The following is a 22,719-nucleotide window of genomic DNA, read 5'->3' as shown; positions in this document are numbered from 1 at the left end:
CTCGATGACCGACGGGGTGACACAGGGCCACGACGCGTTCACGGCGCTGGGCGACGCGGTTCGGGCCGCCCTCTCCGAGCGCGGGTTCACGACGCCGACGGAGCCACAGCGGAAGGCCATCCCGGCGCTCGCCCGCGGCGACGACGCCCTCGTGGTCGCCCCCACCGGCACCGGGAAGACGGAGACGGCGATGCTCCCGGTGCTGGACGCCCTCGTGCAGGCCGACGACCGGTTCGGCATCGGCGCGCTCTACATCACGCCGCTCCGGGCGCTCAACCGGGACATGCGCGAGCGACTGGAGTGGTGGGGCGAGACGCTCGGTCTGGACGTCGACGTTCGCCACGGCGACACCACCGACTACCAGCGACAGAAACAGGCGAACGACCCGCCGGACGTGCTGGTGACGACGCCCGAGACGCTGCAGGCGATGCTGACCGGGTCGAAACTCCGCGTGGCGCTGGAGGACGTCGACCACGTCGTCGTCGACGAGGTGCACGAACTCGCGGCCGCCAAACGCGGCGCCCAGTTGACTATCGGCATGGAGCGCCTGCGAGAGGTCGCGGGCCGGTTCCAGCGAATCGGCCTCTCGGCGACGGTCGGTGACCCCGAGGAGGTCGGGCGCTTTCTCACCGGTGGCGGCCCCTGTTCTGTCGTCGAGGTGGACATCGGCAGTCGCCTCGACGTCGAGGTGGTCCGCCCGCAGGTGACCGACCGGGACAAGCGCCTCTCCAGCGAACTCGTCACCGACGCCGAGACGGCCAGCCACGTCCGCTACATCGACGACCTGATCGCCGAGAAAGAGTCGGTCCTGCTGTTCGTGAACACGCGCCAGACGGCGGAGGCACTCGGCTCGCGGTTCAAGGAACTGGGGACGAACCTCGGGGTCCACCACGGGTCGCTCTCGAAGGAGGCCCGTATCGACGTCGAGGACCGGTTCAAGGCCGGCGACCTCGACGCCCTGCTGTGTACTTCCTCGATGGAACTGGGTATCGACGTGGGCCACGTCGACCACGTCGTCCAGTACGGGAGTCCGCGGCAGGTGTCCCGATTGGTCCAGCGCGTCGGCCGTGCCGGCCACCGCCGCGACGAAGTGTCGACGGGTACCGTCGTCACGACCCACGCCGACGACACGCTGGAGGCGCTGGCCATCGCCAGGCAGGCGCAGGACGGCGACGTGGAACCCGCACAGATTCACGACGGGAGCCTCGACACCGTCGCCAACCAGATAGCCGGCCTCGTGATGGACACCGGGGAGATTCGGGCGATGGCGGCCTACCACGTCCTCGCGCGGGCGTACCCGTTCCGTGACCTCGGGGAAGCCGAGTTCAAGGAGGTGGTTCGGGAACTGGCCGCGAACAACGTCGTCTGGTTGGACGAGGAGCGCGACACCCTAGAGAAGCGCCGCGGCACGTGGCAGTACTTCTATCAGAACCTCTCGATGATTCCCGACGAGGCCACCTACGAGGTGGAGGACGTGGCCTCCGGCAAACAGGTCGGGACCTTAGACGAACGCTTCGTCGTCAACTTCGCCACCCCCGGCGAGGTGTTCGTCCAGCGCGGCGAGATGTGGCGCATCACGAACATCGACGAGGAGGAGGAAGTGGTGACCGTCTCGCCCATCGAGGACCCCGCCGGCGAGGTGCCGTCGTGGACCGGGTCCGAGATTCCGGTGCCGGAGGCCGTCGCGCAGGAAGTCGGGGAGTTGCGCCGCGTGGCAGGGAGTCAGTTGCAGGACGGCGCGCCGGTCGACTCGGTCGCCTCCCACGTCGCCGCCCGGTACGACGGTGACCGCGAGACGGTCGCCGACGGCCTCTCACAACTGGCGGGACACGAGGGGCCGATTCCCGACGACGAGACCGTCCTCGTGGAGTTTCACGGCCGGGAAGTAGTCGTCAATTCGTGTTACGGACACACCGTCAACGAGACGCTGGGTCGCGTCCTCTCGGCGCTGCTGGGACAGCGGGCCGGGTCCTCCGTCGCGATGGAGGTCGACCCCTACCGCATCGAACTGGAGGTGCCGCGGCGAATCACCGCCGGCGACGTCATCGAGGTATTGGAGGAGACGGCCCCCGACCACATCCCCGCCTTGGTGGAGTTGAGCCTGAAGAACGCCGACGCGCTGAAGTTCAAACTCGCACAGGTCGCGACCAAGTTCGGGTCGCTAAAGCGCTGGCGCGGCCGCGGGTCGACGGACTTCGGACGGGACCGCCTGTTGGCCGCGCTGGAGGACACGCCGATGTACGAGGAAGCCCTGCGGGAGGTTCGGCACGAGGACCTCGCTATCGAGGCGACGGCGACGCTCCTCGAACGCCTCCAGTCCGGCGAGGTGGCGCTGGAGACGGTGGCCGAGCGGACCCCCGTCGGCCTCGGCGGTCGTTCGTCGGGCCGTGAACTGCTCTCGCCGGAGAACGCCGACGCGAGCGTCATCCAGACGGTCAGAGAGCGCATCCAGAGCGACCGAGTCATCCTGCTCTGTCTGCACTGTCAGGACTGGGACCGGAAACAGCAGGTCGGCCGGGTTCGTGACAAACCGGAGTGTCCCAAATGCGGGTCCACCCGCGTCGCCGCGCTGAACCCGTGGGCCGACGAAGTCGTCTCGGCGGTGCGGGCCGACGAGAAGGACGAGGACCAAGAGAAGATGACCGAGCGCGCCTACCGCGCCGGATCGCTCGTCCAGACCCACGGCAAACAGGCTGTCGTCGCCCTCGCCGCGCGGGGGGTCGGCCCGCACAACGCCGCGCGCATCATCAACCGCCTGCGGGAGGACGAAGACGAGTTCTATCGGGACATCCTCCGACAGGAACGGGAGTACGCAAGAACACAGTCGTTCTGGGGCTAAGCAGTCAACTCAGGTCCCGAATCGCCTGCGTCAGCGACGGTTCGATGGCCGCCGGGTCTGCATCCTGAACCGTAAAAGAGGTGTGCCGTTCGTCGATGTCCATGGCTTCCGAGAGCAGACCGCCGCGTCGGTCGACCTCCATGTGGACGGTCAGACCGTTCCCGTCGTACACCGGGATTATCTCGACTTCGTCAACCTCGCCGGAGAACTCGCCGCGCTGGGGGCGGAACTCGAACTCCTGGACGAAACTCGCCGACGTCGAGAAGATACCGCCGGGACGGGCCTCGCAGGAGGAGGACTTCATCGAGAACCCGACGTTCTCTAGCGCGTCGAAGACGGCCTGCAGACGCTCGGTCGGTCGGACCTCGATTCGGTCCTCGTCCTCGGGGTCGACGGCCATCGAGATGTCGAGTCCCGTCTCGATTTCGACGGAGACGGACCCGACGGTCACCGGCGTCCGGCGGGGGACGTCGATAGTCGTCTCGAAGCGCCGTTCCTCGCCGGACCCGATGGTGAACGGCTCTGTCAGTTGCCACTTGTCGACGATGGCGTCGGCGTACCCCTCCTCGGTGCGGTACTCCGTCTCCAGCGCGAAGTAGATGGCGTCGATGTCCTGGTCGGTCGAGCCACCCTCGACGTGGACTTCGGCGTCAACGGCGTCGCCGGCGCGGACGGTGCTGGAGGGCAAGACAGTGTCGACACGGGCGGAACCAATTCCGATGCGGGAGAGCACGTCTTTCATGCCATCAGTGGGTGGCGTCGCCGTCGGTTATAAACTTCGTGTCTGTCAGGGAGTGTCACCGTCGTCCTCACCGTCGGGTTCGATACCCGCGCGTTCGTGGAGCGGTCCGGGTTCACCCCGGGCCTGTCTCGCGGCCCGGGCCGCGACGCGGCGCGCCAACAGGACCGCGGCGACGGCGGGCACCGCCAAGAGCGTAGCGACGAGTCCGGTTCGCTGGGTGACGAGCGAGGACCCGCCGGTGACCGCGTCGTAGGCCACCGCGAGGACGACGGCGACGACGCCGACGACGACGAGGTAGAGGCCGCGTGCGAGCGCCGCACTTGGCGAGGGGAACCGGCCGAGGTACGCCGCCGGGAGGAGCCACCCCGCGAGGAGAAGCACGGCGAGGGCAGACAGGGGGAGGTCACCGACCGCGATGACGGCGGCGTAGGCGACCAGCGGCGCGATGGCGATGCCGAGTGCCAGTCCGGTCAGGACGACGGCCCACCCCGGTGCGCCGTCGCGGTCGCCCTCGGAGGCCGCCGCCATCCGCTCGTCGAGTCGGGCCAGTTGGGCCTCGGAGAGCAGTCGCTCCCCGCAGGCCGGACACTCGAGTGTGAGGGAGTCGAGGGTCGCCCCGCAGGCGGGACAAGCCGGCCCGTCGGCGTCCGGTCCGTCGGCCATACGACCCGCTTACGACGCCGGGGGCTTGAGTGGTCCGGAGACAAGGGCGGTCCGTCTTCGAGTGAGCGTCGGGTCTGGCAACGATACGGCCACCCTATCGACGCAAAGGTCGCCTTTCCAGTCGGCCGGGCGACCGCCAGCGCCGGTAACGCGGTCTTGTACTCGTTTCCTCGTCTCGTTGGACTCGTTAACAAAGGACGATGCGTGAGGACGGCCCGCCATGGGACAGTACCCACCAGACTCCTCGCGGCGAGACGTGATGAAGGCGCTCGGTGCCGGTGCCGTGCTGTCGGGGCTCGGCGGGACGGCGACCGCACAGGCGGACGACGGCCAACAGGGCGGCGGCGGCGAGCAGGAGACGGACGGGCGGGGGACGGTCCACGAAGTGCAGACGCTCATACAGGGACCGCCGACGAACCCGAACCGACCGGCCGACTTCTTCTACCAACCGACCGGTCTGCACGTGCAACCCGGCGACGTGGTGAAGTTCGTGTTCACGACGCCCGACCACAACGTCGTCGCCTACCATCCCGCGTTCGGGATGCGACGGCGGGTCCCGACCGGCGTGACGGCGTACTCCTCGCCACTGCTCGGGTGGCGGCCCGAATCCATCGCGGACGACCAGATAGAGCCCCCCGCCGAGACCGGCGGCGGTGAGGGGGAAACCGGAGGGGGCGGCGAAGGAGGCGGCGGTGCCGGCGCCGACCAAGGTGAGAGAGAGGCGGACGGTCCCCCGGAGCCAGTCCCGGACACGTGGCTGCAGGCCTTCGAGACGCCGGGCGTATACGACATGCTCTGTTCGCCACACGAGGGATTCGGCATGGCGTTGCGCGTGGTCGTCGGCGACGTCACCGAGGCACCCTTCGAGACGTCGACTCCCGAGAATCTGGCCGAGCCACGGACCGGGCCGGTCGGCCTCGCCCGCGTGACGCTCACGGACCCGGCACTACAGCCAACGGCTATCGTCGAACAGGGGGCCGTCGACTGGCAGGACCTCGAAGCCAATCAGGCCCAGTCCGGCGAGTCAGAGGGGTGAAGACGGCCCGGAGAGGCCATGATAAACGACTAAACCCGGGCCGCCCGTCGGCCCGCCTATGCGATTGGAGGAGTACTGGGGCATCGGCCCGAAGACGTCCGAACTACTGAGCGAGGAACTGGGCGTCGAACGGGCCGTCGAAGCCATCGAGTCGGCGGACACGCGCGCGCTCACGGCGGCGGGCCTCTCGCGAGGCCGGGCCACGCGTATCCTCCGGCGGGCGACGGGGGCCGAGTCGATGGACCTCCTGGCGACCCGTGACACCCGCGACGTGTACAAGGAACTGCTGGACCTCGCCGAGGAGTACGCGGTCACGCCCGGCGCGGCCGACAAGATTCGGGTCCTGACCCCACTGCCGACCCGAGAGGCGATGGCGGAACGGCTGGACGACGTATTGGCGGCCAGAGACACGTGGGCAACCCTCTCGGAGGACGACCATCGGGCCGTCCTCGACGCGTTCGAACGCTACGAGGCCGGCGGGGAGCGCGCGGCCGTCGAGACGGCGCTCGCGCTCAAGGACACGGGCGTCTCAGAGGGCGTGTTCGACGCCGTCGCGGAACTGGACGGCGACGCGCTGACCGACGCCCGGGCCGCACTCGCCGGCCTCGCGGGCGAGGGCGACCGGGTCGGCGAGGGTGCAGACGAGCAACTCGACCGCTTACGGACCCAACTCGGCCAGATAGCGGACCTCGCCGCGGCGACGCCCGAAGTGGTCGAGGCGGTACAGGCGGACGCCCGCCGACCCGACGAGTTTCAGGACGCGCTGGTCCGGCACGTCACCGACGAGACGGGCGTCGACGGCACGCGCGTCCGGGACGCGATGCCGCGCGAGGCGACGGACGCGCAGGACTTCGTGGACGCCGCGCTCCGCGAACTGCGCTCGTCGCTCCGGAGCGCCGTCGAAGAGCGCGAACAGACCGTCGCGGCGAGCCTCGAAGACGACCTCACGGCCGCGCGCGAGGACGTCGACGCCGCCGTCGCCGTCGTGGGCGACGTGGCGCTGTCGGTGTCGCTCGCCCGGTTCGCCATCGCCTACGACCTCACCCGGCCGACGTTCGTCGACCGCGAGACCATCGCCGTCCGCAACGCCCGAAACCTCGCGCTGGCCGACACGGACGACGTCCAGCCGGTCACCTACGCTATCGGCGACCACACGCTGGACATCCACTCCGCGAACGACCCGCCCAGCGGCGACCGTGTGGCCGTCCTCACGGGAGCGAACTCCGGCGGGAAGACCACCCTGCTGGAGACGCTGTGTCAGGTCCAGCTGCTCGCCCAGATGGGCCTCCCGGTGCCCGCCGAGGCGGCCGAGGTCGGACTGGTCGACACCGTCGTCTTCCACCGCCGGCACGCCTCGTTCAACGCGGGCGTCCTCGAATCCACGCTCCGGTCGGTCGTCCCGCCGCTGACCGGCGGGGACCGGGCGCTGATGCTCGTCGACGAGTTCGAGGCCATCACCGAACCGGGTTCGGCGGCGAACCTGTTGCACGGTCTGGTCACGTTGACCGTCGACCGCGACGCACTCGGCGTGTTCGTTACGCACCTCGCGGCCGACCTCGAACCGCTGCCCGCAGCGGCCCGCACGGACGGCATCTTCGCCGAGGGACTGAGTCAGGACCTCGACCTGCTGGTGGACTACCAACCGCGTTTCGGCACCGTCGGGAAGTCCACGCCGGAGTTCATCGTCTCCAGACTCGTCGCCAACGCGAACGACCCCGTCGAGCGGAGCGGGTTCGAGACGCTTGCCCGCGCCGTCGGCGAGGAGGCCGTCCAGCGTACCCTCTCGGACGCGCTCTGGACCGAGAGCGAGTAGACGCCCGGAGTGCCGACAGGCGAGGGTTCAGGTAGGGAGAGGCCCAACGTGGACCTGATGCTACGACGACTCCTCTCACTCAGTTACGCGTGGATGGTCGGGCAAGGACTGCTCGCGGTATTTCTCCCGCGGCAGGCGATCAAACTGAACGCGAAATTCCTCCTCAGCGGTTACGAGAACCCCGGCGATCTCGAACCCAAAGACTGGTACGTCCGAGCGACGCGAATCGCCGGCGTCGGGATGCTCGTCACCGGCCTCACGGGCCTGCTCGCGGGCGAACTCGACGCCGACGAGGACGTCGAACCGGTCGAAATCGAGGGCGAGGACGGTCACCAAGTCGCCGAGTCGGACGAGTCGGTCTGATACCGGCCCTCGTCCAGTAGCGTCCCGCCGTAGGGTTCGCACTCGAAGTCGTGCTTCTCGGCGACGAGTTCCAGTTTCTCCTCCCGCTGGGCTATCGTGTCCGTCTCGAAGCCCGCGTCCTCGACGGTGCCGACGAGTGCGGCTAGTGAGTGTCCGTCGTGCTCTCGAAATACGGCCAAAACCCCGCGGTGTTACCGACGGCGGGTGCGTCGGTGCTTCTCGTCGCTATCCTTCGTCTCTCGTCGCTGTCGCGCGATCGCGAGTAGGTAGGTCGGTCGCATGAATTTCGCTCCCCGCCGGGGGTCGAACCCGGTCCCGGGCGTCCGGGGTCCGCCAGCGGACTCGGGGGCACTGAGAGGTGGAGCGACGCGTCAGGCCTCCTCGACGACGAGGTCGTTCACCGACGTGATTCCGAACCCGTCGGGGAGTCGCTCCGCCACGTCCGCCTCCGGGTCGGCGTCGGCGGGGAGGGCGATAGTGATGGAGACGTCGGCGTCTACGCGGATGTCGGTAAACGTCGGGCGGACGCTTGTCACGCGGTCGACGGTGACGGCGGTGACGCCGTCGACGCCCTCGATGACCGCGGCGACGCCGCTCTCTAGGTCTTCAGTCCCGCCACGGGGGACCCGGAGCGAGACGTCAGCCGATGCGTCGACGGGGACGGTCGCATGGAGCGACATACGCCGACGGCCGGAGTCGAACCGGCCCCGAGACGGGGGCTCACCGGTCGAGCACGTCGGGGCGAGCGACGGTCGCGTCGCTCGACGGAGATGTATCTCTAGTGTGGTGCATCTCTGCCGACGGCCGACGGCGGTCGATGGCCGACGCCACCGAATGACTGTCCCTTCGTGGGTATCAGACCCGCCGTCGTGACACTCGAACCGTTCGAGGCCACGGCCGACGCCGTCGTCGGTGTCGGGAGTCGAAATCGAGGCCCCACCGCAGTGGGCGTCCGCGCGACCGGACGGCCGTCCCACGGTGGCGCTGTACCCCTATGCTGCGGGGCAAAGCGGACGGGCGTTCACCCGACCACTCCGACCCCCAGCAAGAGATACCGGATACGCGGCATCGATGCCGCGTCCGATAGCCCACCCTCCGCCGGACGACCGGCGGGGGGCGGGCAGAGACGTTGGGGTAGGAGTGGTACGGGTCATGTGAACACCACGTCGGTCTGAGTGACGTATCTACACCATCACGAGGTGATATATTAAATCTATTGCACGCTCGTGATAGAGTAGCACGGTTTCGTTCCCTCGACGGAACTGTATCGGATGGGCGTCGTGGGTGAATTTCGCTGTCATCTAGCCGCCGAGACAGAGAGATACGATGTCATCCCGTCGTCGGCACTGTCGAACACTATCGCGTTCGTTCCTATCCGCTGAGAACAGCCCTCCGCTTTTAGGCTCGTCCGTCGCCGACTCGTCAGGTAAGGACGGTCGGTTGCTGACGGCTCGGACGCCGCTCGTCCAAAGAGACACCCATGACTGGTTCGATGACGCGGCGACAGTTCGCGCAGGTGACCGCCGGGACGGTCGCACTGGGCGCTACGACGGCAGTATCGGCACAACAGGGACCCGACTACGGCGGGTGGTTCGACGGCGTCGCGAACTTCGACGGCACGGTCGACGAGACGGGACAGGACACTGTCGAGATAACCGTCGGCGCCCAGGGCAACGGCGGTGCGTTCGCGTTCAGCCCGGCGGCGGTCCGCGTCTCGCCCGGTACCGAAGTCGTCTGGACGTGGACGGGCGAGGGCGGCGGCCACAACGTCGTCTCCGACGGCGACGGCCCCCTCGACTCCGGTGGTCTGGTCTCCGAACAGGGCACGACGTACTCACATACGTTCGAGAGCGAGGGCATCTACAAGTACGTCTGCGAGCCGCACAAGGGCCTCGGCATGAAAGGTGCCGTCGTCGTCGGGGCGGCCTCGGGCGGCAGTAGCGGGGGCGGCAGCACCGCGACGGCGACCGCGAGCGGCGACAGCGAGAGCAGCGGCGGGAACGCGACGAGCGGTGACGGCGGTCGCACGGGGTCCGCCAGCGGCCCCGTCACTGCACTCGCGGCCGTCATCGCCATGGCGTTCTTCTCGCCGCTGGCTTTCGCTGCGCTCATGCGGCGCAAGGCGAAACAGACAGACCGTCGGCGGTGACCTGTCGGGCCGAACCCGTACCGCTTTCTCCCCGGCGGTCCGACGTTCGGGTGATGCCGTTCGACCTCCGAGAACACACGGCGGACGTCGCCGTCGAAGCCACCGGCGAGACGATAGACGAGACGTTCGCCGCCGTCGCCGACGGCCTCGCCGCCGCGATGTGTGAGTCCGTCCCCGAGGAGGGGAGTCGGTTCGACCTGACCGTCACCGCCGAGTCGCGGGAGGCACTGCTGTTTGACTATCTCGATCAGTTGATCTACGAACGGGACGTACGGAACGTCCTCCCCGTCGACAACGAGGCGACCGTCAGCGGCGGCGGCGAGGAGTGGCGCGTCGATGCGAGCGCCCGCGGCGTCCCGCTCTCGGCCGTCACTGCTCGCGAGGTCAAGGCGGTCACGTACTCCGAGATGGCGCTGGAAGCGACCGACGACGGCTGGCGGGCGTACGTCGTCTTCGACGTCTAGTCCAGTCGCTCGCCGCAGTTCGGACAGAACGACACCTCGGCGTCCGCGGCTATCGTTTCCCCACAGGCCTCACAGACGTCCGGCGACGAGTCCTCGCGGTCGAACGAGAACACCGCCGTGTCGTCCTCCCACCCGTCGTCCGTGTCGTCCTCGTCGTGTCCCATCCCGTCGACGGTGGCCACCTCCGTCGGCGTGCCACTGTTCTCGGGAACGGGGTCGTCGGGCGTGAAGACTCGGGTGTGCGAGCGGTCGTCGTCGGACGCGTCGCCGGTCGTGTCGGGTTCGTCCTCCGCGGACACCTCGTCGACTGTATCTGCCTCGCCGTCGTCCGATCCCGAGCCGACGGCCACAGCACCGTTCTCGCCGGCGTCGCCGCGACTCACCGGCGGCATTATCGGGAACCGCTGTCCCGGGCGTCGGGTCGGGTTCGAAAGCGGTGCCTGTATCCGGACGACGGTTCCAGCGACGAGTTGGACCGCGAGATAGGCCGTCGCGAGGAGTGCCGGTACCGACACGAGGACCGCCAGCGCATCGGCCGGCCCGACGCCGGCGAGCGTGAGGCCAGTCTCGACCACCGAGGACAGTCCCGACCGGGTCACAAGCCCACCCGCTGTCTCGCTCCGTTCGGCGAGGACCGTCGCCGTGACGAGCCATCCCCCGGCGAGCGCAGCCCCACCCACGGCGAGAGACGCCGTGAACAGTCGCGGAACCGACAGCGTGTAGACGCGATAGCCGTAGGCGACGGTGCGGACGAGCAAGTGGACGCTCGCGACGAGGGCTATCGCCGTCACCGCCGGGGACCGTCCGGCCGTGACGGTGGCCACCAGACACCCGCCCATGACCAGTCCCGGCAGTGCGAGCAGGAGGGCCGGGTGGTCCAGTCGATATCGCTTTTCGAGGTTCCCGTGTTCGTTGCGGAACCGTCGACCCGCGAGTACCGACACGGCGATGGCGGGCACGACCACCCACAGCACCAGTGCCAGCACCGACAGCCCAGTCACGGTGACGTCGCCGACAGTCGTCACTACGCTGCTCGCCAGCCCCGGTGTGGCGCTCCCGACCGCGATACCGGTCGCGAGAACCCACGCGCCGTAACACAGGGCACCCAGCAGCGCGCCGGTGAGCACCCACACCTCACTCCGTAGCAACGAGATCGACCGTCGAAACTCCGCGACGAGAACGCGGTCAGCCATTACTGGGGTATCTCCGAGGGGCGGCTTAGTTCGTGTGGTCCGGTCAGGGCGCGCGAATCGTGAGCGTGGCGACGCCCGACAGTTCGAGTTCGTCACCGGGCGCGACCGACTCGCGGTCGCCCTTCTGCAGGGCGTGGCCGTTCAGGCTGGTCGGGTTGTCGCCGAGGTCGACGAGATAGAAGGCATCGGACTCACGGACGAACCGGACGTGTTCGCGGTGGACGCGAACCGCCTCGTCCTCGGGTCGGCCGGCGTCGGTCAGTGCCGCGCGGACCTCACGACCGACCGTGTCGCCGTCTTCGACGGGGATCTCCCGACCGCGAACCTCGAGGACGAGCGAGTCGGGCACCGGGTCCGACCCGCTCTCCTCGTCGGACTGCGCTTCGAGCGCTTCCACGGCGTCCTCGGCTTCCGTGTCGGTCTCGGCCGGAGCGGCAGTCTCGGCGTCGTCGCCGTGGGAGTCCGTCTCAGTCTCGTCGTCCTCGCCCGCGTCGCCCTCCCCGCGGTGGGCGTCGAGGTTCTCGCCGCACTCGACACAGAAACTGTCCGTCTCGCCGACGTCGGTGCCGCAACTGGGGCACTCGGTGAGCGGGGCGGCCGGTTCGACCTCTCGAACGTCGGCCCCGCACTCGACACAGAAGTTCGCGTCGGCGTCGAGTTCGGCCCCACAGTCCGGACAGTCGATGGCCGACAGACCGTCGTCCGCCGCCTCGGTGGCGTCGGTATCGCCCTCGTCGTCGGTCGCCGTATCCGCCGTCCCGGCCGGGGCTTCCGACTCGGTGTCGGCCCCAGTCGGCAGGTCGTCTGTCTCGCTCGCACCGGCGTCCGTCGCGTTCGCGCCGCCGTCCGCGCCTGCCGCCGGTTCGGCGTCGCTCGCTGCTTCGGTCTGTTCGGCGGTCGAGGCTTCGGCGTCGGTCGGCCCTGTCTCCTGTGCCGGTTCGTCGTCCGTCGGCGACGCCTCGGCGGCCTGCGAGAGGAGGTCGCCGCCGTCGGCAGACGACGCTTCGGTCTCGCTCTCGTCGTCGGTGTGTTGCCACTCGCCACACTCCGTGTTCGTACACCACCCGCCCGCGACTGTCGGGTCGAACTCCTCCCCACAGATCGGGCACTCCACTGTCTGTCCGGTGCTCGCGTCTGACATACTCGTTCGTGAGCGGTTTTTACGGGGAGAAAGAAAACAGTTGCCCCCTCACTCTTCCGATATGATGACCGTCTCACGGTCCGAGACGTCCACGTCGGGGTCGACCGCTCGTATCGGTAAGCCGCCGCTACTGGGCGTCTCGGGGAGTGCGTCGTCCTCGAACAGCAGTACCGAGACGTTGTCCTTCCCGCCGCGGTCGTTGGCCAGCGAGACGTACTCGGCGGCGGCGGCGTCGAGCGACTCGGCGTCGAGCAACACGTCCCGGATCTCGTCGTCGGTGACGACGGCCTCGCGGACTCGCTCTGCGGCGTCCTCGGACTTGTCGGCGTCGACGTACTGTTCGTAGAGGTCCGGGGCGTCGGTCTGGGCGTCGATGAGGCCGTCGCTGGTCGCCAGTACCGTGTCCTCGGCGAACAGACGAACGGTCCGGGTGTCCACGTCGACCATGGCTCGGTCGGGGTCCTCGTGGCCCGACCCGCCGAGCGCGCGGGTTATCTCGTTGCCGTTGGGGTGGACGTGGGCTTCTACCGAGTCAATCTCGCCGGCGTCTTCCCACTCCTGTACGACGGCGTGGTCCTTCGTGAGACGGGCTATCTCCTCGCGAGCGTGGTTGACGAGGTAGGCGCGACTGTCGCCGACCCACCCGAGGTGGAGTTTCCCGTCGGCGTAGACGCCGGCGACGACGGTGGTGTACGACTGGGTGCCGGATTCGCTGGCATAGCGGAGTATCTCTCGGTGCGCCTCGACGATGGCGTCCGCTATCGCCGCCTGAACGTCTTCCGGCCCGAGCGCGTCCGGCAGGACCGCGGGGGCTACGTCCACGTCGAAGGCGTCGGGATGACTCCGCGCCGTACGGATTGCGATGGGGGCGAGACGCTCGGCGACGACTGTCGTCGCGATGTACGAGGCCGCGTCCCCCGCGTCGTGGCCGCCCGCGCCGTCCGCGAGGACGAACACGCCCGCAGAACGGTTCGCAGGGCGGTCGACCTGCTCGGCGTCCGTGTCGCTGCTATCGACTGGTGGCCGGGTCTGTCCCCGGTAGCCGTCCCGATGGCCCTCCTCGAAGACGGTCATCGAGATGCTGTCCTCGTTGATTCCCTGTCCGCGCTTCCGGTCGCCGATGTCGTAGTTGGTTGCGTATCGCATGGTTACTCCGAGTTGAACTCGAACGTGACGCCGTAGGTCGGGTGGACGAGCGAGACGAGGTCGCCGTCCCGGAGCCGAATCGACTCCGGCGGCACGTCGCCGTGGCGGTCGGTCGGGTCCTCACCCTCGCTGCGGAGGCGTTCGCGACCCGCCTCACACAGGACGCGTTGCCAGCCGGCACCCTTCTGGACGAACGTGCCGTTGAGGCTTCGGTCGACGAGGTACCAGTCGTCGCCTTCCGTGTCGAACTGGACTTGCACAGAGGAGATGTACTCTCCCTGCGGGTCGTCGATGGTGATAGAGGCCGGCGGGCCGCTTGCGCCGGCGCGGCCGATAGTGTCGCCGGGTTCGACGGTGAACCGCTGGTCGGCCTGGATGTACCGCACCGAGGCCGTCGCCGGCGGGGTCGGGTCCCTCGCTTCCAGTACGTCGCGCAGGACTGTGGCGTTCCGATAGCGCTGGCGGTAGTCCGACTGGGTGGCCCGTTCGACGATTGCCGCGAGGGCGTCCTCGCAATCGGCGCCGAAGTCCTGCGGGTTGACGCCGTCTTTCTTCGGTACACTGCCTTTCAGCAGGAAGAGCAGAATCTTCCCGATGGAGTAGACGTCGGACCACGGTCCTTGACGGACGTCGGTCCGACTGGCCTCGGCGACCTCTCTGGGTTTGAACGGCCCGAGAATCGTCGTCCCGGTGTTGCCCGTCGACGGGTCGCCCGTCGCGTCGAACCCCGTCGCCGTGTTGAAGTCGATGAGCGTCGGCGTGATGTCGGGCGTGAGCATCACGTTCTCCGGTTTCAGGTCCCGGTAGACGATTTCGTTCTCGTGGATGAACCCCATCGCGTCCGCGAGGTCGATGCCGATCTGTCGCACCTGTTCGGCGTCGATAGGGCCGTGTTGCTCGATGACCTCGTCGAGTTCGATACCGCCCTCGACGAGTTCGACGACGAGGAACGGCGTCCCGCGGTCCTCGACTGCCTCGTACAGCGCCATCACGTTCTCGTGGCCGCCCGCGGCGGCGATGCGTTCGAGCGTCTCGGCCTCCTTCTGGAAGTACTCCTCGATGACGCCCCGGTCGTTCTGTGACTCGCTGTAGTTGGGGTGTTTCAGGACGACGCTGTCCCCGGTCTGGGTGTCGAGTGCCCGGTAGGCCTTTGCAAACCCGCCCTTGCCGAGGAACTCCGCGAGTTCGTAGCGGCCAGCGATGACGTCGCCGGGTTCGGGTTCCCACGCCATGGTCACGCCTCGCCGCATCCCGCTGTATCGCCGTCAGCCGCTGGGTCCGCCGTCACTTCTGGAGGCCCTCGTCGGTGACGATCTTCGTCGCCTTGCTCTGTTCCTCTCGACCCCCTTCCATCACGATTTCCGTCTGGCGTTCGGCCGCCTCGACGGCCTCCGTGTCGGCGCCGTGGACCTGCGTCATCCGCTCTATCTGGGTCTGGGCCTCGGCGACGTTGCCCTTGCCGAGTTCCGTCTTGATGACCGTCTGGCGGTGGTCGACGTCGACCCCCTCGTTGTGCTCGCCGAGTTTCTCGGCGTCGTCGGTGTACTCGACGGTTATCGCGCCGGTGGCCGTCTCGCCGTCGGCGGTCAGGGTCACGTCCGCGAGCGTGACTTCCTGTCCGATGTCACGGGCGGGCGCGTGCACCTTGAGGACGACGCGCTGTGTCTCTCGGTCCAGCAGGTCCGGGAGTTTGACGACCGTCGTGTTAGCCTCCCACTCCGGCGTGACCTCCTGTGTCTGAGGGAGCGCACGGTACACCTCGCTCACCTCGACGCCGTCGGCCACGTCCAGTTCCAGTCGGGCGTCCGGCGCGACGACGGTGCCGGCCTCCTCGACGGCGTCGCCGAAGAAGTCCTCGATGTCCCCGGCCGCTTCGAGGTGGGTCCACTCGCCGCGCGCGACGCTGCCGAGCGTCCGGATGGTCTCTTCGCGGTAGTCGCTCCCGATACCCGCCGACTTGATTCGGATGCCCTCGCTGTCTATCTCCCGGGCGAGCGTCTCGAACTCCGGCGTGTCGTGGGTGTTGTCCTTCCCGTCCGAGAGCAGGAGGACGCGCCGGGCGGTGTTGCCGTCGTCGGGGAGTTGCCGCAAGGAATCAGCCGCGGCGGCGAGACCCCGATACATATCTGTCCCGCCGCCCGCGGCGATGTCTGCCACCGTCTCCATCGCGTCCTCGCGGGCGACGTCGCCCCACCGCGTCGCGTCGAGGACGACGTGGACGTCGCTGTCGAACGCGACTATCGAGACGTAGTCGTCGTCTTCGAGCAGCCCGAACACCCACTCGGCACCCGAGCGGGCCCGTGCTATCTCGTCGCCGGCCATCGACCCGCTGGCGTCGATACACAGCGCGATCTGTCGCGTCGGCCGCTCGTCCTGCTGTCCCGGCTCGACCTCGATCTCGGCGGTGAGTTTCGCCCCGGACCCCGGGACGTACGGCCGGTTAACGTCGGTCACGACGTTCGCAGTCATACTGTTATGAGGGACTTACGAGCTAATTATAAGTTTTCCCCACGGTGTACGCGGAGAGCGGCCACAGTCTGTCGGTTCCCGCCCGGTTCGATAATCATTAATAGGAACGGGGTACTCGATTAATACATGACCGTCGTCAGTGTCTCCATGCCGGAGTCGCTACTGGAGCGCATCGACCAGTTCGCCGACGAACACGGCTACACGGGCCGCAGCGAGATTATCCGCGAAGCCAGTCGGAACCTGCTGGGCGAGTTCGAGGACAAGCGACTGGAGGGCCGCGAACTGATGGGCATCGTCACCGTCCTCTTCGACTACGACACGACCACCGTCGAGGAGAAGATGATGCACCTGCGCCACGAACACGAGGGCCTCGTCGCCTCGAACTTCCACAGTCACGTCGGCGAACACCGCTGTATGGAGCTGTTCGTTCTAGAGGGCGACTTAGAAGAGATATCGACGTTCGTCGGGAAGATTCGCGCGACGAAGGACACGCTGAACATCGATTACTCCGTGGTCCCCGTCGACGAGTTCGGAGCGCTCTCGGACATCGAGTAGTCAGGCCTCGGGGTCGACGTTCGTCCCGACCCACAGCAACGTCCCGACCAGTGCGAGCCCCGCGAACGGGACGAGCCACTGAAACACCGTGAGCACTGTGGCGCTGGCCTGTAGCCCGACCACCAGCAGTATCGTCGGCCCGCAACAGGCGAACCCGGAGAGCAGTCCCGGGAGCCCCGCGGCCGCACCCGCACCGGGACCGATTTTGCAGGCTTTCGGACCGCGGTAGGCGACCACAGAGACGGCAAGGTTCACGCCGACGAGGACCGCCAGCGCCGTCCCCAGCGCGACGTTCAGTGGCGAGACGAGCAGTTCTACCGGACCGGCCACGACGAGCGCGACCGGTTCCCACTGGAAGGGGCTGACCATCCGCGTCGCCCGGGCGAGCGGGTCCGCGACGACGGATAGCTCGACTCCCCACGGCCCGAAGCCGAGGTGTCGCAAGCCGGCGAGGTAGACGAGGAGGTACGACACGCTCGCCACACCGAACGTCGCACGGCCGTCGCGGCGGGAGAACGCCCCACGAATCGCCACGCCGGTTTGCCGGAGGAGTCGTTCGACGTGGGCCACCGCCGACTGTGACCCCGCGGCGACGTCAGCGGACATAGTCCACCCCGGGGTAGAATCCTGCCCACGCGAACCACATCCCGTCGAAGGCGAGTGACCGTTCCAGCGGGAGCGAGTCGGCCGGGTACGTCTCGCCGCCGACTCGGTACCCGTCTTCGACGGCGTTCACCGACACGCTCTCGGGGTTCGCGTAGACGTATCCCGTCGAGAGTGCGTCGTCGGCGACGGCGACGTACTGGGTGCCCCCGATGTCGCCGGTGCGAACTCGGTCGGTCAGGAGCGTCTCTTTGTCGAAGGTGAGTGCGCCCTCCGTGGTCCGTGTGCCGAGGACCACACGCTTCGGGTCGACCCGGTCGTCGGACTCCAGCGGTGCGAACAGCGTCTGGGCGCTGGCGTAGTACCCGCGCTTCGGGTTGTACGAACCGTACGGGTCGGTCCCGTAGCGGCGCTGGAACCCGGTGTCCTCGGTGAGCACGACGGTATCGGGATGTTCGGTCTGCCACGCCTCCCACGTCGTCCAGACCACACGGAACTCCCTGAGTGTCGCCCCCTGCATCTCGCCGCGAACCGCCGTCGCGAGCACCTGCGGCCACCAGCTATCGGTCCCACGGTCGTACATCGTCAGGTTCGAGTTCACGAGTCGACCGGAGACGCCGAACTCGACGGGCCCGCGGTCGAACCCCTGTGCGGTGCCGGTCAGCGGACAGTACGTCACTGCCACCGGGTCACCGGCGATGGTGTCGTTTACGACCTCGTGGTAGACGAGGATGCGCTGGGGGTACGCCTTCGCTTTACCGTCGCGGACGACACCGAACACCGGGTCACCCGGGTCGAGTGGGGCCGCACTCGCCGGCCCGAACTTCGGGTCGTCGATAGCCGGGATGCCGTCTTTCGGGACGCCGCCACTGACGATGTTGTCCGAGACGTGTTCGATGTCGTGGCCGAGGTACAGCGACCGGTCGGCCGTCGGCGGTCGTCGGGCCGCCGACGTGGACTGCCCCGTCTCACCCCCGGTTCGGTTCGGCTGGTCGGCGCCACCGCCCGACCCGCCGCTGCCGCTACACCCGGCGAGGCCGACGACGCCGAGCGCACCGGTCGCTCGGAGCCAATCACGGCGCGTCATGGTCATGCGTGACGTACGGTCGCGGTCGTCAAAGCCTCGCGGTGAGCCCGCAGTAACCCGGTCGCCGACGCCTCACCCGAGAACGTCGGCGACCAGTTCCGAGACCGCGTCGAGTTCGTCCTCGTTGACGCCGTGGCCCATCCCCTCGTAGATGCGCTCGTCGACGTCGCCGTTCAGCCGTTCGAACGCCTCGGTCGTCTCGTGGACCCGCTCCAGCGGGATGTGCGGGTCGACGTCGCTACACCCGACGAGCACGGGCGTCCGTTCGATGTCGCCCTCGTATTCCGTCGGGTCGACGGACTCCCCGATGAGACCGCCACTCAGCGCCGCGAGACCGCCGTACCGTCGTGGGTTCCGGGCGACGAACTCGCTCGCGAGACACGCGCCCTGCGAGAACCCGAGCAAGACGACTTTCTCCCGTGGAACGTCGCCCTCCGTCGCCGTCTCGACGGCGTCGCCGACGGCCTGCAAGCCGGAACTCCGGCCCGGTTCGTTGTCCTCGACGGGGGCGAGAAAGGAGTTCGGATACCACGTGTTGCCGGCGGCTTGCGGCGCGAGGAGGGCGAGGCCGTCCCGATGGACCTCCTGTCCCATCTGGACGATGCTCCGGGCCGTCGCCCCGCGCCCGTGGACGAGCACCATCGCCGCGTCGGCCGCTTCGAGCGGCGTGCCGGCGGCGACGAGTTGCTGGCCCTGATGTGGCCCGTTCATCGTCGCCCCTCCAGGACTCCCGCCGCGTCTATCGTCTGCCACCCGCCGTCGTGTACAGCGCTCGCTACCATACCCCCGTTACCGCGTCTGCCCCCTTGAGTAGCCGGTAACACCGACACAACCGGTTCACGATCGGAGACGCAGCGTGATGTCGTCGCCGTCGGTGACCGACACCCCGTCTCCGTCGGCCGTCACCTCGTAACCCGCAGTCGAGAGTCGGTCGGTCGCCGCCTCGACGGTCCGTGAGTTCGGGAACACGAGTTCGAACCACGCGAGTCCCCGACCGCTTGCCGGGTCTGTCCGGCCGTTCCAGACGTTCGCGCCGACGTGGTGGTGGTAGTCACCGGCGGCGAGAAACAGCGCGCCGTCGTAGGTCGTCCGGACGTTCATCCCCAGCGCATCGACGTAGAACGCACGGGCCGCTTCGAGCGATGTGACTTCGAGGTGGACGTGGCCGACGTCGGTTCCCTCGGGCACTCCTTTCGCGCCGGTCGCAACCGCTCGGACACCGTCACGGTCCAGCGTTTTCGTCGCCATCTCGACGCCGCCGTCGGCCGTCTCCCCCCACTCCTCTCGCGGTCTGTCCCGGTAGATTTCGACCCCGTTTCCCTCCGGGTCCCGACAGTACAGCGCCTCGCTCACGAGGTGGTCCGACGCCCCGGACAGTTGCCACTCGGTGTCGATGCGTTCCAGCGCGTCACCCAGCGCTGCCCGCGACGGAACCCGAAACGCCGTATGGAACAGGCCCGCCGCCGACCGAGAGCGTTCCGGGGCCCCGCTATCCTCGTGTAGTTCCAGCAACGGCATCTCGCCGTCGCCGAGGACCGTCCGCGCCGCCTGTCGCTCGTGGACAAACAGTCCGACCACCGTCTCGTAGAACTCGACCGTCTCGGTCGCATCACCCACGGTGAGAGCGACCCGCCCGATATCTGTCTCGGCCGGTAGCGCGTCAGTCTTGTCCGCCATAGCTACTGTTCGCCGGAGAGACAGATATCGGTTGTGCCGCCGTTCGGTCCCGTGGGAACGCTTTATATCACCCGGCACGACGATTCGGTATCCAATGGAACGGACGCCAGCCGATGTCGACACACTCCTCGCCGAGATGGACCGTGCGGAGAAACTATCGCTGGTTCGCGGGACCGACGACCCTGAAGGGACCGCGACTGGCTTTCTCCCCGGCGTCGAACGGCTCGGAATCCCACCGTTCAGACTGGTCGACGGTCCCCTCGGAATCCGGGCCGAGGGCGAACGCGCGACGGCGTTCCCCGCCTCCCTCGCGACGGCGGCGACGTTCGATCCCGACCTCGCACGGACGCAGGGTGCCGCGATGGCCCGCGAGGCGCGCGCCCACGACCAAGACGCGCTGTTGGCCCCGGGTGTGAACATCATCCGCGTCCCGCAGTGTGGCCGCAACTTCGAGTACCTCTCCGAGGACCCCGTTCACGCGAGCGACATCGGCCGAGCGCTCGTCTCCGGCATCCAGTCCGAGGACGTCGTCGCGACGGTGAAACACTTCGTCGCCAACAATCAGGAGACCCACCGGACGACGGTCAGTGCCGACGTCGACGAACGGACGCTTCGCGAACTGTACCTCCCGCCGTTCCGGGCCGCCGTCGAGGGCGGCGTCGGGTCGGTGATGACCGCGTACAACCGCGTGAACGGCACGCATATGAGCGACCACGAACGGCTCGTCGGCGACGTGCTCAAAGACGAATGGGGGTTCGGCGGCTACGTCGTCTCCGACTGGTATGGGCTGGAGACTACTGTCGGCGCGGCGAACGCCGGACTGGACGTGGAGATGCCGGGCGTCCCGGAAGCGGGCGACGACGCACTCGACGACTTCGAGTGGCCCGACGGCATCCCCGACGCGACCCACGCGGGCCTGTTCGGCGACCCGCTTGCGACCGCTCTCGACGACGGCGACGTCTCGCCCGAACGACTGGACGACATGGTTACGCGCGTCCTCGGGCAGATGGCTCGAATCGGCCTGTTCGACGACGAGGACCGTCCCGGCGAACTGGATAGCCAGCGCCACCGCGACCTCGCCGAGCGGTTGGCCGTCCGAGGGACCGTCCTGCTCGACAACGACGACGTCCTCCCCCTCGCCGACGACGCCGACGTCGCAGTCGTCGGCCCTCACGTCCACGAACCGAAACTGGGTGGCGGCGGGTCCTCGGAGACGACCCCGTTTCACTCGGTCAGTCCCGCCGACGGAATCGAATCGCGGGCCGACGGGACAGTGACGGTCGCACCCGGCGTCCCCGAAATCGAGGACGTATCGCTGTTCGACCTGCTACCGTTCGTCGAGAGTGGCCACGACAGCGACGGCGGGTCCACACCCCCCGTTGACCCGTCGCTCGATGCCGCCGTCGACGCCGCCGCCGACGCCGACGTACCGATCGTCGTCGTCCGAGACGCGACGACGGAGGCCCGCGACCGTGATTCCCTCTCGCTTCCCGGTCGACAGGACGAACTCGTCGAGGCCGTCGCCGCGGCTAACGACCGGACCGTCGTCGTCGTCCGCTCGGGCGGCCCGGTCGAGATGCCGTGGCGCGACGACGTAGCGGCAGTCCTCGAACAGTGGTACCCCGGACAGGCCGACGGGTCGGCGCTCGCTACAGTCCTCTACGGTGACCGCGACCCCGGTGGTCGACTCCCCGTCACGTTCGCGCCCGAAGAGGCGTACCCGACGAGCGACGAGCGACGGTTCCCCGGCGTCGACGGCGTGGCCCACTACGACGAGGGCCTGTTCGTCGGCTACAGACACTTCGACGCGACCGACCACGACCCGACCTACCCGTTCGGCCACGGCCACTCCTATGCGACGTTCGAATACCGCGACGCTGTGGCCATCGACGAGTCGACCGTCGAGGTCACCGTCGAGAACGTCGCAGACCGACCGGGCCGCGAGGTGGTCCAGGCGTACGTCCGCCCACCGGACACCGACGACATCGACCGTCCGGTTCGGGAACTGGCCGCCTTCGACGCAGTCGCGCTCGATGCCGGTGAGTCGCGCACCGTCTCGCTGTCGCTCGACCATCTCGCCTTCTCGCGGTACGACCCGGCCGGGGGATGGACCGTCGACGACGGCCGCTACACCGTTGACGTTGCGCGTTCCGCCGCCGACGTTCGGGCCTCGGTCCGCATCGACCGTTAAAAACCGATCGGGGGCCCCGGCAGTTATCTCTGTGACAGTAGCGTGCCGAGTATCGTCGACCTCGACCGCCCACGGGACGCTCTGACGACGCTACCGGTGCGCACTATCAGCGCTCCTCGACTCCACCCAGGAGTGGCTACGGCCTGACGGAGACGTTCCCCGACGCCCCCTTGCGGGTCGGTTCATCCCAGCGCTGTCGTGGCTGCCGCTATCGAGCGAAGACGGGCACACGCGTCGATCCCACGGTCGAGAGTGCGCGATGCGCCCCGCATGTCGACTGCAACAAGTGTTCGACTACCGCCGTTACAGACGACGGTTACGTCGGCGGTCAGCGTCTCGTCGTCCGCGAGCGTCTCCAGGGCGTGAACGCCGGTCCCGAACGCGTCACGTCCATCATCCGTTATACGACGCCCGGGTTCGCTGGCATACCGTGTGCCGACGGCGCAGCCTCGAACGCGTTCCGCCGCCGACAGCGCTGCCGCTCTCTATACATGCAAAAAGCCCCGCAGAGAGATATCTCTCTGCGAGGCTCGATGAAAGTATGAATGGTGGCGGCGAACCAGATTTCCCAGAGGCTCGCGCACTCCA

The 22,719-nt window shown here is 68.2% G+C and carries 21 protein-coding genes; 8 read left to right on the top strand and 13 right to left on the bottom strand.

The window, feature by feature from the left end; translation table 11 throughout:
* The first annotated feature begins 4 nt into the window (after nucleotides 1-4).
* Nucleotides 5-2,839, top strand: coding sequence for a DEAD/DEAH box helicase (locus tag NDI85_RS00105; protein ID WP_310914593.1), 2,835 nt, complete (start codon nucleotides 5-7; stop codon nucleotides 2,837-2,839).
* 4 nt (nucleotides 2,840-2,843) lie between these two features.
* Here the strand turns inward: NDI85_RS00105 and NDI85_RS00100 are convergent, their stop codons facing one another.
* Both NDI85_RS00100 and NDI85_RS00095 read right to left on the bottom strand, forming a co-directional pair.
* Nucleotides 2,844-3,581, bottom strand: a complete 738-nt coding sequence (locus NDI85_RS00100) for a sporulation protein (protein ID WP_310914592.1) — start codon at nucleotides 3,579-3,581, stop codon at nucleotides 2,844-2,846.
* A 45-nt stretch (nucleotides 3,582-3,626) separates the two neighbouring features.
* On the bottom strand, nucleotides 3,627-4,244 hold the full coding sequence (locus NDI85_RS00095) for a zinc ribbon domain-containing protein (RefSeq protein WP_310914591.1): 618 nt from the start codon (nucleotides 4,242-4,244) through the stop codon (nucleotides 3,627-3,629).
* A 220-nt stretch (nucleotides 4,245-4,464) separates the two neighbouring features.
* On the opposite strand from NDI85_RS00095, the gene NDI85_RS00090 reads away from it, so the two are divergent.
* Genes NDI85_RS00090 through NDI85_RS00080 form a run of 3 tightly spaced genes read left to right on the top strand, consistent with a single transcriptional unit; the run spans nucleotide 4,465 to nucleotide 7,456 of the window.
* Nucleotides 4,465-5,280 carry a hypothetical protein gene (locus NDI85_RS00090; protein WP_188995616.1) on the top strand — a complete coding sequence of 272 codons (816 nt, stop codon included), beginning with the start codon at nucleotides 4,465-4,467 and terminating at the stop codon, nucleotides 5,278-5,280.
* A gap of 58 nt (nucleotides 5,281-5,338) precedes the next feature.
* The gene (locus NDI85_RS00085) at nucleotides 5,339-7,093 is read left to right on the top strand and encodes a MutS-related protein (RefSeq protein ID WP_310914590.1); all 1,755 of its coding nucleotides are present in this window, start codon (nucleotides 5,339-5,341) and stop codon (nucleotides 7,091-7,093) included.
* A gap of 57 nt (nucleotides 7,094-7,150) precedes the next feature.
* A complete protein-coding gene (locus NDI85_RS00080) occupies nucleotides 7,151-7,456 on the top strand; it encodes a hypothetical protein (protein ID WP_310914589.1) in 306 nt (101 codons plus the stop codon).
* Here NDI85_RS00080 and NDI85_RS00075 read toward each other — a convergent pair.
* Complete coding sequence (locus NDI85_RS00075; protein ID WP_188995620.1) at nucleotides 7,423-7,635, bottom strand: hypothetical protein; 213 nt, start codon at nucleotides 7,633-7,635, stop codon at nucleotides 7,423-7,425. The two genes, NDI85_RS00080 and NDI85_RS00075, sit on opposite strands and share 34 nt — an antisense overlap.
* 192 nt (nucleotides 7,636-7,827) lie before the next feature.
* On the bottom strand, nucleotides 7,828-8,136 hold the full coding sequence (locus NDI85_RS00070) for a hypothetical protein (RefSeq protein WP_188995622.1): 309 nt from the start codon (nucleotides 8,134-8,136) through the stop codon (nucleotides 7,828-7,830).
* An 812-nt stretch (nucleotides 8,137-8,948) separates the two neighbouring features.
* Between NDI85_RS00070 and NDI85_RS00065 the strand changes: the two genes are divergently transcribed.
* Together NDI85_RS00065 and NDI85_RS00060 are read left to right on the top strand one after the other, a co-directional pair.
* Entirely contained in the window at nucleotides 8,949-9,605 is a 657-nt protein-coding gene (locus NDI85_RS00065) for a halocyanin domain-containing protein (RefSeq protein ID WP_229783078.1), read from the top strand.
* Nucleotides 9,606-9,658: 53 nt separating this feature from the next.
* The gene (locus NDI85_RS00060; protein WP_310914588.1) at nucleotides 9,659-10,069 is read left to right on the top strand and encodes an archease; all 411 of its coding nucleotides are present in this window, start codon (nucleotides 9,659-9,661) and stop codon (nucleotides 10,067-10,069) included.
* Here the strand turns inward: NDI85_RS00060 and NDI85_RS00055 are convergent.
* The 5 genes from NDI85_RS00055 to NDI85_RS00035 all read right to left on the bottom strand — a co-directional run bounded on the left by NDI85_RS00055 (nucleotide 10,066) and on the right by NDI85_RS00035 (nucleotide 16,018).
* Complete coding sequence (locus NDI85_RS00055; protein ID WP_310914587.1) at nucleotides 10,066-11,262, bottom strand: zinc ribbon domain-containing protein; 1,197 nt, start codon at nucleotides 11,260-11,262, stop codon at nucleotides 10,066-10,068. The genes NDI85_RS00060 and NDI85_RS00055 overlap by 4 nt on opposite strands.
* 43 nt (nucleotides 11,263-11,305) lie before the next feature.
* Nucleotides 11,306-12,376, bottom strand: a complete 1,071-nt coding sequence (locus NDI85_RS00050; protein WP_310914586.1) for a double zinc ribbon domain-containing protein — start codon at nucleotides 12,374-12,376, stop codon at nucleotides 11,306-11,308.
* 75 nt (nucleotides 12,377-12,451) lie between these two features.
* A complete protein-coding gene (locus NDI85_RS00045) occupies nucleotides 12,452-13,549 on the bottom strand; it encodes a protein phosphatase 2C domain-containing protein (protein WP_310914585.1) in 1,098 nt (365 codons plus the stop codon).
* Nucleotides 13,550-13,551: 2 nt separating this feature from the next.
* On the bottom strand, nucleotides 13,552-14,781 hold the full coding sequence (locus NDI85_RS00040) for an FHA domain-containing serine/threonine-protein kinase (RefSeq protein ID WP_310914584.1): 1,230 nt from the start codon (nucleotides 14,779-14,781) through the stop codon (nucleotides 13,552-13,554).
* 52 nt (nucleotides 14,782-14,833) lie between these two features.
* Complete coding sequence (locus tag NDI85_RS00035; RefSeq protein WP_310914583.1) at nucleotides 14,834-16,018, bottom strand: VWA domain-containing protein; 1,185 nt, start codon at nucleotides 16,016-16,018, stop codon at nucleotides 14,834-14,836.
* Nucleotides 16,019-16,144: 126 nt separating this feature from the next.
* Here NDI85_RS00035 and NDI85_RS00030 point away from each other — a divergent pair, with 126 nt between their 5' ends.
* Nucleotides 16,145-16,573: a CopG family ribbon-helix-helix protein gene (locus tag NDI85_RS00030; RefSeq protein WP_188995636.1), complete on the top strand. Its 429-nt coding sequence runs from the start codon at nucleotides 16,145-16,147 to the stop codon at nucleotides 16,571-16,573.
* On the opposite strand, the gene NDI85_RS00025 is transcribed toward NDI85_RS00030, so the two are convergent.
* The 4 genes from NDI85_RS00025 to NDI85_RS00010 all read right to left on the bottom strand — a co-directional run bounded on the left by NDI85_RS00025 (nucleotide 16,574) and on the right by NDI85_RS00010 (nucleotide 19,940).
* Complete coding sequence (locus NDI85_RS00025) at nucleotides 16,574-17,179, bottom strand: hypothetical protein (protein ID WP_310914582.1); 606 nt, start codon at nucleotides 17,177-17,179, stop codon at nucleotides 16,574-16,576. It lies immediately after the preceding gene.
* Complete coding sequence (locus NDI85_RS00020; RefSeq protein ID WP_310914581.1) at nucleotides 17,169-18,269, bottom strand: DUF3179 domain-containing protein; 1,101 nt, start codon at nucleotides 18,267-18,269, stop codon at nucleotides 17,169-17,171. Before NDI85_RS00020 ends, NDI85_RS00025 begins: the two co-directional genes overlap by 11 nt.
* A 66-nt stretch (nucleotides 18,270-18,335) precedes the next feature.
* Nucleotides 18,336-18,974 (bottom strand): alpha/beta hydrolase, encoded by a 639-nt coding sequence (locus NDI85_RS00015; protein ID WP_188995639.1) that lies wholly within the window; start codon nucleotides 18,972-18,974, stop codon nucleotides 18,336-18,338.
* Nucleotides 18,975-19,100: 126 nt separating this feature from the next.
* Entirely contained in the window at nucleotides 19,101-19,940 is an 840-nt protein-coding gene (locus tag NDI85_RS00010; protein WP_310914580.1) for a VOC family protein, read from the bottom strand.
* Between the two features lie 94 nt (nucleotides 19,941-20,034).
* Here NDI85_RS00010 and NDI85_RS00005 point away from each other — a divergent pair, with 94 nt between their 5' ends.
* Nucleotides 20,035-22,131 carry a glycoside hydrolase family 3 protein gene (locus NDI85_RS00005; RefSeq protein ID WP_188995641.1) on the top strand — a complete coding sequence of 699 codons (2,097 nt, stop codon included), beginning with the start codon at nucleotides 20,035-20,037 and terminating at the stop codon, nucleotides 22,129-22,131.
* Nucleotides 22,132-22,719: the final 588 nt, after the last annotated feature.

It is taken from the genome of Haloarcula sp. S1AR25-4, from assembly GCF_031624555.1.
GTDB lineage: Archaea > Halobacteriota > Halobacteria > Halobacteriales > Haloarculaceae > Haloarcula > Haloarcula pellucida.
The sequence above is the reverse complement of the archived record's forward strand: the minus strand, read 5'-3'. Positions and strand labels throughout refer to the sequence as shown.